We start from the raw sequence: 12,821 nt of genomic DNA, 5'->3' as shown, positions 1-12,821 counted from the left end.
GGGCCTCTCCCTCAAGGGGCCGGTGGCGCCGTCCCAGGAACCACGGTCCAGGTCTGCATGCGGCCCCTCCCCCCAAAGCGGACGCCTGCGTCCGGAGGTGTGCTGATTCCCTGCCCAGCCTCGGGGACGAGCAGTCCAGCGCATTCATGATTTTCCAAATTGATGAAATCGTCAACTTACCGTCCGGTAGCGGATGCTGTGTGACGGAAGGCCGCCATGGTTCTGGAAGACGGCCATCTGGCGCTTTCGATACCCAGCCGTAAGACTGTGGGCAGTATAAGCACCAGCTAGGCCCAGAGGCTGACGCACCAAGGGCCGTCGGAGACGTGAAGGGAACCTCATATGGAACCGGGTATTCACTTCGCCGCATCCACCTGCCTGATTCTGGCGGTCGTCTGCTTCACCGCCGGTGCTTTCATCTCGCGTCAACCGCGTCAACTGCCGATTCGGAATGGTCATGGCACGGCTGCGGAGCACCTTCGATTCACGGTTCTGGCGGGAACGGTATTCAGTCTCACAGGGGCTGCTCTGATCTTCAGAACGCTCCTTTGATCTGATGCCATGGCGCGACGGACAGCGATCCAACATCAGGGCCGGCTCGGAAAAGTGACCGGCAAAGGCCGCCCTGGCGGCCGTAGAGTGAGGCGAACGCGATGACCGGAAGAACCAGCCAGGGCGGACCGCACTGGCGGCGAGTGATGGCAGCCCTCGCCAACAACGATGCGCGCACTGCCTACGCGCAGATAGTGCTCGGTGCCAGGCTCCCAGATGTGGTTGCCCATCTGAATGATGAACGGCGGAACCGGGCCATCGCTGCCCTGCTGGAGTCTGGCCTCGTTGAACGGGATGCAGCCAACGAACTGGAGGCGTCAGGAACGATCTTCCGCGACCTGCTCAGCCAACAGCCCCGCCGCCAGGCGCAGACTGGATTGGATCGCTTCATGCGCCTTGGCAGGATCGAGAGGTACCCGGCCAATATGGCTGAACGCCGCGAGCTCTTGGCCTGGATTGCCAAGGAAGCCATCGAACCGGGCGAAAATCTCACCGAAAAGCAGGTCAATGAACGGCTCCTAAGCTACACCGACGACGTCGTGATGCTGCGCCGCTACATGATCGACTTCGGGTTGCTGGAACGGACCGCCTCGGGATCCTCTTACTCCCGGCCGGAAGACAGATAGGCGGGCAGCGTCTCCCTTGCACACAGAACGAAAACCGGCTTCAGCCGAGGTGCCCGTAAATGTCCATTTGGTCGCCGAGTTCCTAGGAATACCCTGGCCCTGTCGCCGCCCACGCATGCAGGGTGATGACGAATTCCCCCGGGCAGCTTCGGCCCCGGGGGAATTCGTTGTTTGGGAGATTTACTCTGCCGACCCATCCTTCGGCGCGGCTTTGACGACAGTGGTCCGGGCTGGTTTCTTGGCCGCGCCGTCGCCGTTGTCCCGGGTGTCTGCGGCGGGGGTTGATTTGCCGAAGCCCTTGAGCATCTCGATCACGTCGAACCCTGTGCTGTCCTTGAGCATCTGAGCGGTCTGTTGCACGCCCGAGGAAACATTCTTGCTCACTTGGCCTGCTCCATCATTGGAGATGACCGTCATGTTGCTGATCGCACTCATCGGCGCGGCGATCTCCCTGGCGATGGAGGGCAGAACTTCCAGAAGCCTATTCAGGTATGCTGGCTCGTTGAACTCGCTGTACGCCTCTGCCCTCAAACCTTACGTCGAGTGTGCGAGACATGGCTCCGTCAGCTGCCTCTCAGATGCCGGCGGCGCGGGGTCCGGCCTTCCCATCGGATCCAGAAAGGTCTTCCGTGTCCCTCGTGTATCTGGTTCCCTGGACCTTGGCCCAAGCGTGAGGTGAGTACTCCCACACCACGCCCCAGTCCTGCTGCGGTGACGCGTTGGAGCGCAGAATGAGCAGCACCCCAATGGGGGTGACCTGGTAAGCGTGATGCCCGTTCTCGCCGTCGTCGAAGCGCTCTTGCCGGTCACTGCTGTCACGAACAGTCACAGCCATGTCATTGCTCCTCGCTACGCAGCCCCGCGCAGGAACTCCCGGGATATGGACGCCCATTACCGCACAGATTTTTCGATGATTCAATCCTTGAAGATGGCGCCAGCGGCGTGGGTGTGCCGATCTTAAGTAGATCCTGCGGCTCTGGGCGCCATTTCTTGATGTTGGTCGGGAAGATTGGAGTCAGAGCCGTTCAGCAGAGCGGTCGAAGCTACTTAACGGGACGGTGCTCTAAGTGGAACGCACAGATACGGCAGAACCATCCTCTGCGCTCCTGCGGGACGCGGCGCCGATCTTGGATGAGTCCCTGCCCGTCCTGGACCCCGCCCCTCTGACAGTCCTCGTTGACGACGCCGGGGACACGGCAGCACAAAGATTCTTTTCCGAGTATCTGGACCTGCTGCCGGCTCGGGTGTCCAAAGTCATTGGGGGCCTGACCAGCAGTGATGTGGCGGCGTCCAGGGATGCTGTGGTGAGCCTGAAGGTCACCTCCGCAATGGCCGGGGCCGTCCGGATGGAGCACTACTGCCGCCAGCTGGAGGAAAGGCTGGCGGCCCGGAGGCTTCCCGATGCGGCGGCAGTCCTCATAGGGATGTCCAAGACGTCAAGACTGATTCTCCACGAGGGTGGCCGAGTCCAGCCAGAGACCCCTACCGGCCATTTCGCTTCTGCTGACTAGCCTACGAATCGTGAAGGACCCGCTATCTCCGCTGGAGCCCTTCCGGTGTGGGAACACTTCCCGGTGCCATTTTCAGTGCCGGTGCCGGAGCGTAATCTGGACTCCGTCCAAGCAGATCCTGCCAGGGAAGTGATAGCAGTCATGACGCAGTCGGATATAGCTCAAGCCATCGCAAAGTTGCGGCAGCGCCTGGGGGACAGCCCGGAGGCGGCACGCTCCCGCGACTCCAAGGCCATTGCAGTATTGGATGATGGGCTCCGTGTACGGGTCTACGGACCCCGCGGTTGGTCCCAGCAGACGGACATGGCCCCATCGGTCGGTGGCCAGGGCTCCGCCCCATCGCCCGGTTGGCTGTTGCGCTCCGCAGCCGCTTCCTGTCTGGCGACACTCATTGCCATGCGTGCAGCCGAGACCGGAGTAATGCTGTCCCGTCTGGAAGTCGAAGTCGACAGCGAATCCGACGACCGAGGGCTGCTGGGAATCGGTCCCGATGTTCCTCCGGGACCATTGGGCATGCGCACCGTGGTCCGTCTCGCTTCCGCAAATGCCGACGAGGCGGACCTCGGAGATCTCGTTCGCTGGGCCGATGAGCACTCTCCGGTGGACGACGCGGTTCGTCGAGCAGTCCCCGTCGAACTTGCGATTAACGTCGTCTAGCGGCGGTTGTCAGGCGACGCCGCGAGGGGATGCCCTGGTGATTGACGGAAGCTCCCAAATTGGGGGTGGAACCGCCGTCGACATTGGCGCTGGCCCCGGCGTAGGCTGGCAGCATCGGCGCATGTGCCCGGTGACTCTGCGTCGATACCTCAATCGATGAAGGAGGACCAATGAGTGCTGTACGTGAATTCATGACTACGGATGCACGGTGTATTACGGAGAACCAGTCCCTCGTAGATGCCGCACGGATGATGCAGGATCTCGATTGCGGATCGTTGCCGATCTGTGGTGACGACGGCAAGTTGAAGGGCATGATCACTGACCGGGACATCGTGCTCAAGTGCGTAGCTGTGGGCCGTGATCCACGCGAAATGATGGCCCGCGACCTCGCCACCGGTACGCCCCACTGGATTGACGCTGATGCGAATGTTGACGCCGCTATCGAAATGATGGAGAGGTACCAGGTCCGGCGGCTCCCGGTCATCGCCGACCATAAGTTGGTAGGCATCATCAGCCAAGGTGACATCGCTCGCAACTACACTGAGGAGAAAGTGGGCGAGCTTGTGGAGCACATCTCCGAACGCAAGCGGATGCAGTCGAGCAGTTCATAAAGTCAAGCATCATCAACAAACCAGCGCCACGGAGTACTCCGTGGCGCTATTTTATGCCCGTTCATGGCCTTCTTCGCGGCTTACACAGGCAGCGGCGCCGGCCAGGGATGGGATGTCGACACACCCGATCCACCGTACTCGAGGAGAATATGATGACCGCTATCTACACTTTCGACGTCTTTACCAGCCTCGACGGCTTCGGCGCCCACAGCGGCAACTGGGGCGGCTACTGGGGCAAGCAAGGCCCCGAGCTGCTCGACCACCGCCTCGCCTTGTACAAACAGGAGCAGCGGATGGTCTTCGGGGCCAACACCTATCGGGCGCACGCGCAGATGCTGGCCTCGAGCACCGAAGAGTCTGACATGCCTGACCCATGGGTCACCCGGATGAGGAACCTGCCGGCAACGGTGGTATCGACCACGCTTAAAGGACCCCTCGATTGGCCGGACGCGACCGTCGTGAGCGGCGACGCCGTCGACGTCGTCGCCCGCCTCAAGGAGGAGTCCGAGGTGCCGCTGCGCTCGCACGGCAGCCTGTCGCTGAACCGGGCGCTGATGGCCGCCGGTCTGGTCGACCGCGTCCAGGTGACGCTCTTCCCGGTGATCACCGGTCAGACCGGATTGAACCCGATCTTCCAGGGTGGGGCCGATTTCGATCTCGAACTGATCGAGAGCCGGACGCTCGACGGCCACACCCAAGAGCTCATCTACCGGCCCACCCTGCACGTCTGAATCTGTCCATAGACTGCTTCACAGATGCCCGCAGAAGCGCACCATGGCGCTAACGCGAGCGCCGATCCTGTCCCCGTTCCCATGGGGTCCGCCGCCGTTCCTTCTGGCCCCCAGTGCGATGAGCAGGGAGATCAGCGTTGAATCGCTGACGGCCTGCCGCCGTCCCGTCACCATCCGCTGCGGGTCGGGGTGTGCCCCTGTCGGGAATCTTCGGGCATTGCCATTTCGGCCCGCAGCCCGAGGAGACGGATGGGGCGGTCCGGCTCGATCTTCGCCACAAGGTCGAGGGTCCGCGCGAGCACTTCTCCGGGGTCCGATGTCTCGGGGATCTTCCGGGCGTACGTCTTGGTGAAGAACGGGGCGTAGCGGACCTTGAGAGTCAGTCCGATCACCGGCCGCCCCTCGGCTGCGACATCTTTGAGGACGTGCGCCGCCAACTCCCTGACGGCGCCGTCAATCTGCCCGGATTCCGTCAGATCGCGCTGGAAGGTGGTTTCCCGGCTGTGCCCGCGTGCCACCCAAGGCGTGTCATCGACTGTCCGCGCGCCGTCACCTCGTCCGAGCTGCGCATACCAGGGGCCCATCTTCGGACCGAACTCGGGGACAAGGTCATCAGGATTGGACGCTGCAAGGTCCGCAACCGTCTCGATGCCGAGCTTGGCAAGGCGGCGCGACACCTTCGTTCCCACGCCCCACAGCTCGATCGTCGGCCGGCTCCCCATGACGTCGAGCCAGTTAGCAACCGTGAGACGAAAGATACCGGCCGGCTTGCCGAACGACGTTGCTACCTTGGCGCGGACCAAAGTATCACCGATGCCGACACTGCAGTGCAACCGGGTCTCCTCAAGTACGGCGTGCTGCAGTTGCCGGGCGTAGGCCTCAGGATTCTCCGCCAGCACACCAACGAACGCTTCATCCCAGCCGAGCACCTGGACCGTAGCTCCCGGTTGCGAGCGGAGCACCGACATGACTTTTTCGGACGCAGCGAGGTAGGCATCCTGGTCGACGGGCAGGATGACGGCGTCGGGCACTTTCCGTGCGGCGATGCGCAGCGGCATTCCCGAGCCGACGCCGTACACCCTGGCTTCGTAGGACGCCGTCGACACTACCGCCCGTTCGCTCGGATCGCCGCGGCCGCCAACAATCACTGCCTTGCCCGCAAGCTCGGGCCGGCGCAGCACTTCGACAGCTGCGATGAACTGGTCAAGGTCCACATGCAGCACCCACGGTTCGCTCACAGCCCCAGTCTGCCTCGGCCGAGCGCTCCGCACCACTGCTGGGATGAGGACGGCGTGAATCCCGTTGACTAGTTATGCAGGACAGCGTCCGCGGGACGCGGTGAGATGACCGGGTCAGCATGGCGATGCACCAGTGCCCAGGTGTCGCCCTCGGGGCGATAAACGCTCGTTACCCGCAGATCAAACTGCGATAATTCGTCTCCTCCTCCAAGCTTTGCCTGCCAATGTTCTATGTCGAGGAAGACGGCGAGATCGGAAGTGACGTGACTAGTGAGGCCATCAACAGCAGTGACACGTCCATCCTTGAATCGGGCAGCGGCTGAATCGAGGGCCTTAGATACCTGATCCCAGCCCACAACCGGAGGACCCCAGGGATTCGCAAGGGATCCATCGTGGCCGTGGGAGAAAACGGCCTTGGCGGGTTCCGGGTCTCCCTTAGCAAATTCATTCAACGTTTGATGAAACCGGCCGACGACCTCGTCAAGCTGCATTGTTCCCACCTTCTGACCGATTGTGGCGTTCCGAGAACCGAATCCTACGCCACGGGATCCAGCCCGTCACCTGTGCCGTGACGTCTTCAGACTCGTAAATGCTGCCGACTTGCAGGCGCTCAGAACGGGGTAAAAAAGTGGCACCGCGCCAAGTTTTTTTGTCGCGGTGCCATCTAGTTTGTCAATATCACACAGCAGGACTAGAAGTCCCAGTCCTCATCCTCCGTGTTGACGGCCTTGCCAATGACATAAGAAGACCCGGATCCCGAGAAGAAGTCGTGGTTCTCGTCGGCGTTCGGCGACAGGGCCGACAGGATGGCAGGGTTCACATCGGTGACCGAAGCCGGGAACATCGCCTCGTAGCCCAGGTTCATCAGCGCCTTGTTGGCGTTGTAGTGCAGGAACTTCTTGACGTCCTCAGCCAGGCCGACGCCGTCGTACAGGTCGTGCGTGTACTGGACTTCGTTCTCGTACAGCTCAAAGAGCAGCTCGAACGTGTAGTCCTTGATTTCCTGGCGGCGCTCCTCGGAAACCTTCTCCAGGCCCTTCTGGAACTTGTAGCCGATGTAGTAGCCATGCACAGCTTCGTCGCGGATGATCAGGCGGATCAGGTCGGCCGTGTTCGTCAGCTTGGCCCGTGAGGACCAGTACATGGGAAGGTAAAAGCCCGAGTAGAACAGGAAGCTTTCCAGGAGCGTCGAGGCCACCTTGCGCTTCAGGGGATCGTCGCCCTGGTAGTAGTCCATGACGATATGGGCCTTCTTCTGAAGGTTCTCGTTTTCGGTGGACCAGCGGAAGGCGTCGTCGATCTCCTTGGTGGAGCACAACGTGGAGAAGATCGACGAGTAGCTCTTGGCGTGCACGGCCTCCATGAAGGCGATGTTCGTGTACACGGCTTCTTCGTGCGGGGTCAGCGCATCCGGGATCAGGCTGACGGCGCCCACGGTGCCCTGGATCGTGTCCAGCAGGGTCAGCCCGGTGAACACGCGCATGGTGAGCTGCTGCTCCACCGGTGTCAGGGTGGCCCACGACTGGACGTCATTGGACAGCGGTACCTTCTCCGGCAGCCAGAAGTTGTTGACGAGGCGGTTCCAGACCTCGACATCCTTGTCGTCCTGGATGCGGTTCCAGTTGATCGCCTCTACGTGCGACAGCAGCTTGACCTTCTCGGCCATGTCTTCCCCTAAAAAGTTGGGTTGGTTCTTACTTAAAGCGTACGACGGCGGGCGGTTGCCCGCCGTCGTACAGTTACGATTTAGTTGAAGCTACAACATGCAGCTGACGCAGCCCTCCACCTCAGTCCCTTCCAGCGCGAGCTGGCGGAGACGGATGTAGTAGATGGTCTTGATGCCCTTGCGCCAGGCGTAGATCTGGGCCTTGTTGATGTCGCGGGTGGTGGCGGTGTCCTTGAAGAACAGCGTCAGCGACAGTCCCTGGTCCACGTGCTGGGTGGCAGCCGCGTAGGTGTCGATGATCTTCTCGTAACCGATCTCGTACGCGTCCTGGTAGTACTCCAGGTTGTCGTTCGTCAGGTACGGCGCCGGGTAGTAGACGCGGCCGATCTTGCCTTCCTTGCGGATCTCAATCTTGGACGCCACCGGGTGGATCGAAGAGGTGGAGTTGTTGATGTAGGAAATCGAGCCGGTGGGCGGAACGGCCTGCAGGTTCTGGTTGTAGATGCCGTGCTCCATGACGGAGGCCTTCAGCTCGCGCCAGTCATCCTGGGTGGGGATGTGGATGTTCTTGAACAGCTCCCTGACCTTCTCGGTCTGCGGAACCCATTCCTGCTCCGTGTACTTGTCGAAGAACTCGCCGGACGCGTACTTGGACTTTTCGAACCCGCCGAACGTCTGGCCGGTCTGGATGGCCAGCTTGTTGGAGGCGCGGATGGCATGGAACACCACCGAGTAGAAGTAGATGTTGGTGAAGTCCAGGCCCTCTTCGGAGCCGTAGTGGACCCGCTCGCGGGCCAGGTAGCCGTGCAGGTTCATCTGGCCCAGGCCGATGGCGTGCGACTGGTCATTGCCCTTGGCGATGGACGGCACCGAGGTGATGTTGGACATGTCGGACACGGCCGAGAGCGAGCGGATGGCCGTCTCGATGGTCAGCCCGAAGTCCGGCGAGTCCATGGTCTTCGCGATGTTCAGCGAGCCCAGGTTGCAGGAGATGTCCTTGCCCGTCTCGGCGTAGGACAGGTCATCGTTGTACGTGGTGGGCTGGGAAACCTGGAGGATCTCCGAGCACAGGTTGGACATGATGATCTTGCCGTCGATCGGGTTGGCCCGGTTCACGGTGTCCTCAAACATGATGTACGGGTAGCCGGACTCGAACTGGATCTCGGCGAGGGTCTGGAAGAACTCGCGCGCCTTGATCTTGGTCTTCTTGATCCGGGAATCGTCCACCATCTCGTAGTACTTCTCGGTGACCGAGACGTCGGAGAACGGCATCCCGTAGACGCGTTCGACGTCGTACGGCGAGAACAGGTACATGTCCTCGTCCCGCTTGGCCAGCTCAAAGGTGATGTCCGGGATCACGACGCCGAGCGAAAGGGTTTTGATGCGGATCTTCTCGTCCGCGTTCTCCCGCTTGGTGTCCAGGAACCGGTAGATGTCCGGGTGGTGGGCGTGCAGGTACACGGCGCCGGCCCCCTGGCGGGCACCGAGCTGGTTGGCATAGGAGAAGCTGTCTTCGAGGAGCTTCATCACGGGGATGACGCCGGAGGACTGGTTCTCGATCTGCTTGATCGGCGCGCCGACCTCGCGGATGTTGGTCAGGGCGAACGCCACGCCGCCGCCGCGCTTGGACAGCTGCAGGGCGGAGTTGATGGAGCGGCCGATCGACTCCATGTTGTCTTCGATGCGGAGCAGGAAGCAGGAGACGAGCTCGCCGCGCTGTTTCTTGCCGGCGTTCAGGAACGTGGGGGTGGCCGGCTGGAAGCGGCCCTCGATGATTTCGTCCACCATCTGCAGCGCCAGCTGCTCGTCACCGCGCGCCAGGTGCAGGGCGACCATGCAGACCCGGTCCTCGTAGCGCTCAAGGAAGCGGTTGCCGTCGAAGGTCTTCAGCGTGTAGGAGGTGTAGAACTTGAACGCGCCCAGGAAGGTTTCAAAGCGGAACTTCTTCTTGTAGGCGCGCTTGAAGAGCTCGCGGATGAAGTTCATCGTGTACTGGTCGAGGGTTTCGCGCTCGTAGTACTGGTTCTTCACCAGGTAGTCGAGCTTTTCCTCGAGGTCATGGAAGAAGACCGTGTTGTTGTTCACGTGCTGCAGGAAGTACTGGTGCGCGGCCTCGCGGTCCGCCTCGAACTGGATCTCGCCGTTGGGACCGTACAGGTTCAGCATGGCGTTGAGCTCGTGGTAGCCCAGGCCCTTGTAGGCGGCAGGCAGTGCCGGCTTCTCCTGCTTTTCAACAGCACTGGTGACCGACTCCATGGACGTGTCCCTTCCTTCGGGCCTGGTTACTTCTGTATCTGCGACAGTCGTGTCCAAAACTCTTCCAATCCTTTTTGTACACGGTCGACGTCTTCCGGCGTCCCCATGAGTTCGAAACGATATAAATGCGGGACCCCGCATTTGGCGGCGATGATGTCCCCCGCCATGCAGTAGTTGTCCCCGAAATTCGTGTTGCCCGCCCCGATCACGCCTCTGATCAGGCGCCGGTTCTGCGGGTTGTTCAGGAATCTGATGACCTGCTTGGGCACCGAGCCTTCGCCGCCGGTTCCGCCGTAAGTCGGCACCACCAGCACGAACGGCTCGGAAGCGGTCAGCGGCTGGTCCTTCGGATACAGCGGGATCCTCGCGGCGTCCGCACCCAGCTTCTCGATGAAGCGCTTGGTGTTCTCGGAGGCCGAGGAAAAGTAGATGAGGTGACTGCATGTCCTGTTCTCAGGCGTCGTGTTCGCAGCATGCGCTGCAACCGGCGCATCGGCAAGTGCCGGCGCTGCCATGGGAGTCACCTCACCTACTTAGAAATTCTGTGCCATTGGGCTTTTCCCAAGTACATCCTGACCCTGGGAATCTCCGCCCCGACAGTTCTCAGCCCGGAAATTCTCCGCCGGGCCGGCCTACGGCCCCTCCTGGGAACCGGCCTTAGGCCACGGAGACTGCTGCGCTCAGGGCCAGCTCCTCGATCTTGTCCGGGCGGAAGCCAGACCAGTGGTCCTGGTCGGTGACCACAACCGGGGCCTGCATGTAGCCCAGGGACTTCAGGCGCTCAAGGGCGTCCGCATCCTGGGAGATGTCGACGCTCTGGTACGTGATGCCCTTCTTGTCCAGTGCGCGGTACGTTGCGTTGCACTGAACACAGGCCGGCTTCGTGTAAACCGTAACGGTCATGGTCCCTGTCCCCTTTGTTGAAGTCACTGCTTCTGCTCTTCTGAGACTTTGGTTGAAGTCTCTGCGTCTAATCTGTGTATCTAAAAATCTGGCCATCGTCGCGGAACCTACTGCCCGGTACTGGCTTCGCCGGCGCCCCGCTCAATCTGTATGTCGATACTACATGTAGTGCACGGCTCCCAGCGGAACCCCTAGATGATGTATTACAAGTATGTCATTTAATGCACTTTTAATCCACAGGCCGGGGTCCCCAAAATGTCCGGATTTCCGGCTTTTTCGAGGACGAAATCCACACCCTGTGGAGTAGTTAGACACATTTAAACGCCAGCGTGTCGGGCTGAAGACGGCGTGTCGGCCCTGCCCGCGGGTGGCCACAAAGTGTGGTCCGGCGCACCCAAAAAGGGCCCGGAGGCAGAGTTCTTGTGATTAACGACTCCGGCGACATCCCGGACTCCGGCGGCAGGCGAGGCTCCGCGTGGCGCCATGCCAGGTTTTCGCGCGGTGAGCAGCCAGAGTAGTGTGGGCTGGTGGTCAATCCCCTACACCTGAGGACCCTGCTGGAAGTGACCCGGCTGGGATCCTTCGCGGCCGCGGCGAGCCGGCTTGGCTACACAGCCTCGGCCGTTTCGCAGCAAATGTCAGCCCTGGAACGCGACACCGGCGTTCGCCTGTTCCAGCGGTCGGCCCGGAGCGTCGTGCCCACTGACGCCGCCATGGTCATGGCCCGGCATGCGGCCAAGGTGCTGACCGACATTGAGGCCCTGATGGCGGCCGCATCCAAGACCCATGACACCACAAGCCAGGAGCTGCGGCTGGGGATCTTCCCCAGCCTTGCCACCTACGTCCTGCCGCGCATCCTGAAGAACCCGGCATGGAAGGGTCTCGGCATCGACCTCCGGGTCTCCGTGGCCGAGCCGGCGCAGACCATCCAGGGACTCCGCACGGGCGGCGACGTCGATGTGGCGCTGGTGTACCAGGTAGGCCAGTCAGGCCTCGCCTGGCCGCACACGATCAACCGCCAGTGGATCGGCGACGACAACTTCCGCGTGGTGCTGCCCACCGGCTGGGGCTTCCGCAGCGAGGCCAAGGTGGCAGCGGACCACCTCTCGGACATGCCCTGGATCATGCACCACCCCGGCACGAGCGACGCCACCGTGATCGAGCGGCTCTTTGCCAGCTGCAATCTGCACCCGCGCGTGGTGGCCTACAGCGACGACTTCCACGCCAGCCTGGAAATGGCCGCCGCGGGGCTGGGGGCCGCGCTGGTCCCGGAGCTGGCGCTGCGACACCGGCCGGCAGGCGTGGTGGTGCTGGATGTTCCGGAGATCAGGCTGGCCCGCAACGTCTTTGCTCTGCTGATCAACGAGAAGAAGACCGCCCGGGTTCAGCTCTTCGTGGACCTGCTGGCCGACACGCTCGGCAGCATGGGGTCTTCAGATAAATAATCGCCGATGCTGGAATGCACCGCTTTTCGGGTCTATGTTGAAGATATGACCACCAAGGTAGCGAGCAAACACTTCGGAGAGATTGAGCTCAATCACGGCCGGGACCACAGCATCGCCACCGAGCATGAACTCCGCGGCCAGCGCCTGGAGCTGGATCTGAACATCAATGCGCACGACCACTTCGATGAGGCGGCCATGCACAAGGTGGACTACCGCTTGCGTTACCTGCCGGAGCTTGTGGACGAGGTCCGCGAGATGATCGCCGAAGAGCTGGAGCAGGAAGGCACCAGTCCGCAGGAATATCTCCGCTTCCACTGCAACGCCATCAAGGAGGAGCACCTCCAGAAGGTCTTCGGCGTTTCGGATAAGAGCCAGCTCACCAACGCGGTGTTCCTGAAGGCCCTGAAGCTGGGCCATGTGGGCATCTATCCGGGCCAGCCCGAGCGCTACTTCGTCCTCGACTTCACGCTCGGCTCCCACTTCACCGACGAAGTGCTGGTGGCCTGCGCTGATGAAGACGGCGTCGTGGACGACGAAATCGTCTGGGAATCCTGATTCAAATCTCCATCGATTGCCGAGAAAACGCCCTTATGCAGGTCGAATAGGGCGTTTTCTCGGCAATCGA

16 protein-coding genes are annotated in these 12,821 nt (G+C 61.6%); 8 read left to right on the top strand and 8 right to left on the bottom strand.

The features are described from left to right. Positions 1 to 342 precede the first annotated feature (342 nt). Both J7E80_RS15645 and J7E80_RS15640 read left to right on the top strand, forming a co-directional pair. Entirely contained in the window at positions 343 to 552 is a 210-nt protein-coding gene (locus tag J7E80_RS15645) for a hypothetical protein (RefSeq protein WP_215053149.1), read from the top strand. Between the two features lie 101 nt (positions 553 to 653). Continuing rightward, entirely contained in the window at positions 654 to 1,178 is a 525-nt protein-coding gene (locus J7E80_RS15640) for a DUF2087 domain-containing protein (protein WP_215053147.1), read from the top strand. A gap of 180 nt (positions 1,179 to 1,358) precedes the next feature. Here the strand turns inward: J7E80_RS15640 and J7E80_RS15635 are convergent, their stop codons facing one another. Continuing rightward, on the bottom strand, positions 1,359 to 1,709 hold the full coding sequence (locus tag J7E80_RS15635; RefSeq protein ID WP_285291860.1) for a flotillin domain-containing protein: 351 nt from the start codon (positions 1,707 to 1,709) through the stop codon (positions 1,359 to 1,361). Between the two features lie 43 nt (positions 1,710 to 1,752). Beyond that, positions 1,753 to 2,013, bottom strand: coding sequence for a hypothetical protein (locus J7E80_RS15630; RefSeq protein ID WP_215053143.1), 261 nt, complete (start codon positions 2,011 to 2,013; stop codon positions 1,753 to 1,755). A 232-nt stretch (positions 2,014 to 2,245) separates the two neighbouring features. Here J7E80_RS15630 and J7E80_RS15625 point away from each other — a divergent pair, with 232 nt between their 5' ends. The 4 genes from J7E80_RS15625 to J7E80_RS15610 all read left to right on the top strand — a co-directional run bounded on the left by J7E80_RS15625 (position 2,246) and on the right by J7E80_RS15610 (position 4,688). After that, positions 2,246 to 2,689 (top strand): Hpt domain-containing protein, encoded by a 444-nt coding sequence (locus J7E80_RS15625; protein WP_215053141.1) that lies wholly within the window; start codon positions 2,246 to 2,248, stop codon positions 2,687 to 2,689. A gap of 141 nt (positions 2,690 to 2,830) precedes the next feature. Further along, complete coding sequence (locus tag J7E80_RS15620) at positions 2,831 to 3,346, top strand: OsmC family protein (RefSeq protein WP_215053139.1); 516 nt, start codon at positions 2,831 to 2,833, stop codon at positions 3,344 to 3,346. Positions 3,347 to 3,516: 170 nt separating this feature from the next. Further along, positions 3,517 to 3,957, top strand: a complete 441-nt coding sequence (locus J7E80_RS15615; protein ID WP_215053137.1) for a CBS domain-containing protein — start codon at positions 3,517 to 3,519, stop codon at positions 3,955 to 3,957. Positions 3,958 to 4,109: 152 nt separating this feature from the next. Next, the gene (locus tag J7E80_RS15610) at positions 4,110 to 4,688 is read left to right on the top strand and encodes a dihydrofolate reductase family protein (RefSeq protein WP_215053202.1); all 579 of its coding nucleotides are present in this window, start codon (positions 4,110 to 4,112) and stop codon (positions 4,686 to 4,688) included. Between the two features lie 167 nt (positions 4,689 to 4,855). On the opposite strand, the gene J7E80_RS15605 is transcribed toward J7E80_RS15610, so the two are convergent. The 6 genes from J7E80_RS15605 to nrdH form a co-directional block, all read right to left on the bottom strand. Then, entirely contained in the window at positions 4,856 to 5,911 is a 1,056-nt protein-coding gene (locus tag J7E80_RS15605; RefSeq protein ID WP_215053201.1) for a DNA polymerase IV, read from the bottom strand. 83 nt (positions 5,912 to 5,994) lie between these two features. Beyond that, entirely contained in the window at positions 5,995 to 6,417 is a 423-nt protein-coding gene (locus J7E80_RS15600) for a nuclear transport factor 2 family protein (RefSeq protein ID WP_215053135.1), read from the bottom strand. A gap of 200 nt (positions 6,418 to 6,617) precedes the next feature. After that, positions 6,618 to 7,592 (bottom strand): class 1b ribonucleoside-diphosphate reductase subunit beta, encoded by a 975-nt coding sequence (gene nrdF / locus J7E80_RS15595; RefSeq protein ID WP_215053133.1) that lies wholly within the window; start codon positions 7,590 to 7,592, stop codon positions 6,618 to 6,620. Between the two features lie 90 nt (positions 7,593 to 7,682). Continuing rightward, positions 7,683 to 9,848, bottom strand: a complete 2,166-nt coding sequence (gene nrdE, locus J7E80_RS15590; protein WP_215053131.1) for a class 1b ribonucleoside-diphosphate reductase subunit alpha — start codon at positions 9,846 to 9,848, stop codon at positions 7,683 to 7,685. A 26-nt stretch (positions 9,849 to 9,874) separates the two neighbouring features. After that, positions 9,875 to 10,363, bottom strand: a complete 489-nt coding sequence (gene nrdI / locus J7E80_RS15585) for a class Ib ribonucleoside-diphosphate reductase assembly flavoprotein NrdI (protein ID WP_215053130.1) — start codon at positions 10,361 to 10,363, stop codon at positions 9,875 to 9,877. Positions 10,364 to 10,505: 142 nt separating this feature from the next. Next, positions 10,506 to 10,751: a glutaredoxin-like protein NrdH gene (gene nrdH / locus J7E80_RS15580; RefSeq protein WP_215053128.1), complete on the bottom strand. Its 246-nt coding sequence runs from the start codon at positions 10,749 to 10,751 to the stop codon at positions 10,506 to 10,508. Between the two features lie 527 nt (positions 10,752 to 11,278). On the opposite strand from nrdH, the gene J7E80_RS15575 reads away from it, so the two are divergent. Beyond that, positions 11,279 to 12,196 carry a LysR family transcriptional regulator gene (locus J7E80_RS15575; RefSeq protein WP_215053126.1) on the top strand — a complete coding sequence of 306 codons (918 nt, stop codon included), beginning with the start codon at positions 11,279 to 11,281 and terminating at the stop codon, positions 12,194 to 12,196. A 45-nt stretch (positions 12,197 to 12,241) separates the two neighbouring features. Then, positions 12,242 to 12,751: a DUF2004 domain-containing protein gene (locus tag J7E80_RS15570; RefSeq protein ID WP_215053124.1), complete on the top strand. Its 510-nt coding sequence runs from the start codon at positions 12,242 to 12,244 to the stop codon at positions 12,749 to 12,751. Positions 12,752 to 12,821 lie beyond the last annotated feature (70 nt).

The sequence above is a fragment of the Arthrobacter sp. ISL-28 genome (genome assembly GCF_018613875.1).
GTDB lineage: Bacteria > Actinomycetota > Actinomycetes > Actinomycetales > Micrococcaceae > Arthrobacter.
This window is presented reverse-complemented; position numbering and strand designations above follow the sequence as displayed.

Excerpts from the sequence above, each read along its gene's own strand:
- nrdH (WP_215053128.1), bottom strand. The coding sequence starts at position 10,751 with ATGACCGTTACGGTTTACACGAAGCCGGCCTGTGTTCAGTGCAACGCA.
- nrdE (WP_215053131.1), bottom strand. The coding sequence starts at position 9,848 with ATGGAGTCGGTCACCAGTGCTGTTGAAAAGCAGGAGAAGCCGGCACTG.
- J7E80_RS15600 (WP_215053135.1), bottom strand. The coding sequence starts at position 6,417 with ATGCAGCTTGACGAGGTCGTCGGCCGGTTTCATCAAACGTTGAATGAA.
- nrdI (WP_215053130.1), bottom strand. The coding sequence starts at position 10,363 with ATGGCAGCGCCGGCACTTGCCGATGCGCCGGTTGCAGCGCATGCTGCG.
- J7E80_RS15615 (WP_215053137.1), top strand. The coding sequence starts at position 3,517 with ATGAGTGCTGTACGTGAATTCATGACTACGGATGCACGGTGTATTACG.
- J7E80_RS15645 (WP_215053149.1), top strand. The coding sequence starts at position 343 with ATGGAACCGGGTATTCACTTCGCCGCATCCACCTGCCTGATTCTGGCG.
- J7E80_RS15630 (WP_215053143.1), bottom strand. The coding sequence starts at position 2,013 with ATGGCTGTGACTGTTCGTGACAGCAGTGACCGGCAAGAGCGCTTCGAC.
- J7E80_RS15610 (WP_215053202.1), top strand. The coding sequence starts at position 4,110 with ATGACCGCTATCTACACTTTCGACGTCTTTACCAGCCTCGACGGCTTC.
- J7E80_RS15570 (WP_215053124.1), top strand. The coding sequence starts at position 12,242 with ATGACCACCAAGGTAGCGAGCAAACACTTCGGAGAGATTGAGCTCAAT.
- J7E80_RS15640 (WP_215053147.1), top strand. The coding sequence starts at position 654 with ATGACCGGAAGAACCAGCCAGGGCGGACCGCACTGGCGGCGAGTGATG.
- nrdF (WP_215053133.1), bottom strand. The coding sequence starts at position 7,592 with ATGGCCGAGAAGGTCAAGCTGCTGTCGCACGTAGAGGCGATCAACTGG.
- J7E80_RS15620 (WP_215053139.1), top strand. The coding sequence starts at position 2,831 with ATGACGCAGTCGGATATAGCTCAAGCCATCGCAAAGTTGCGGCAGCGC.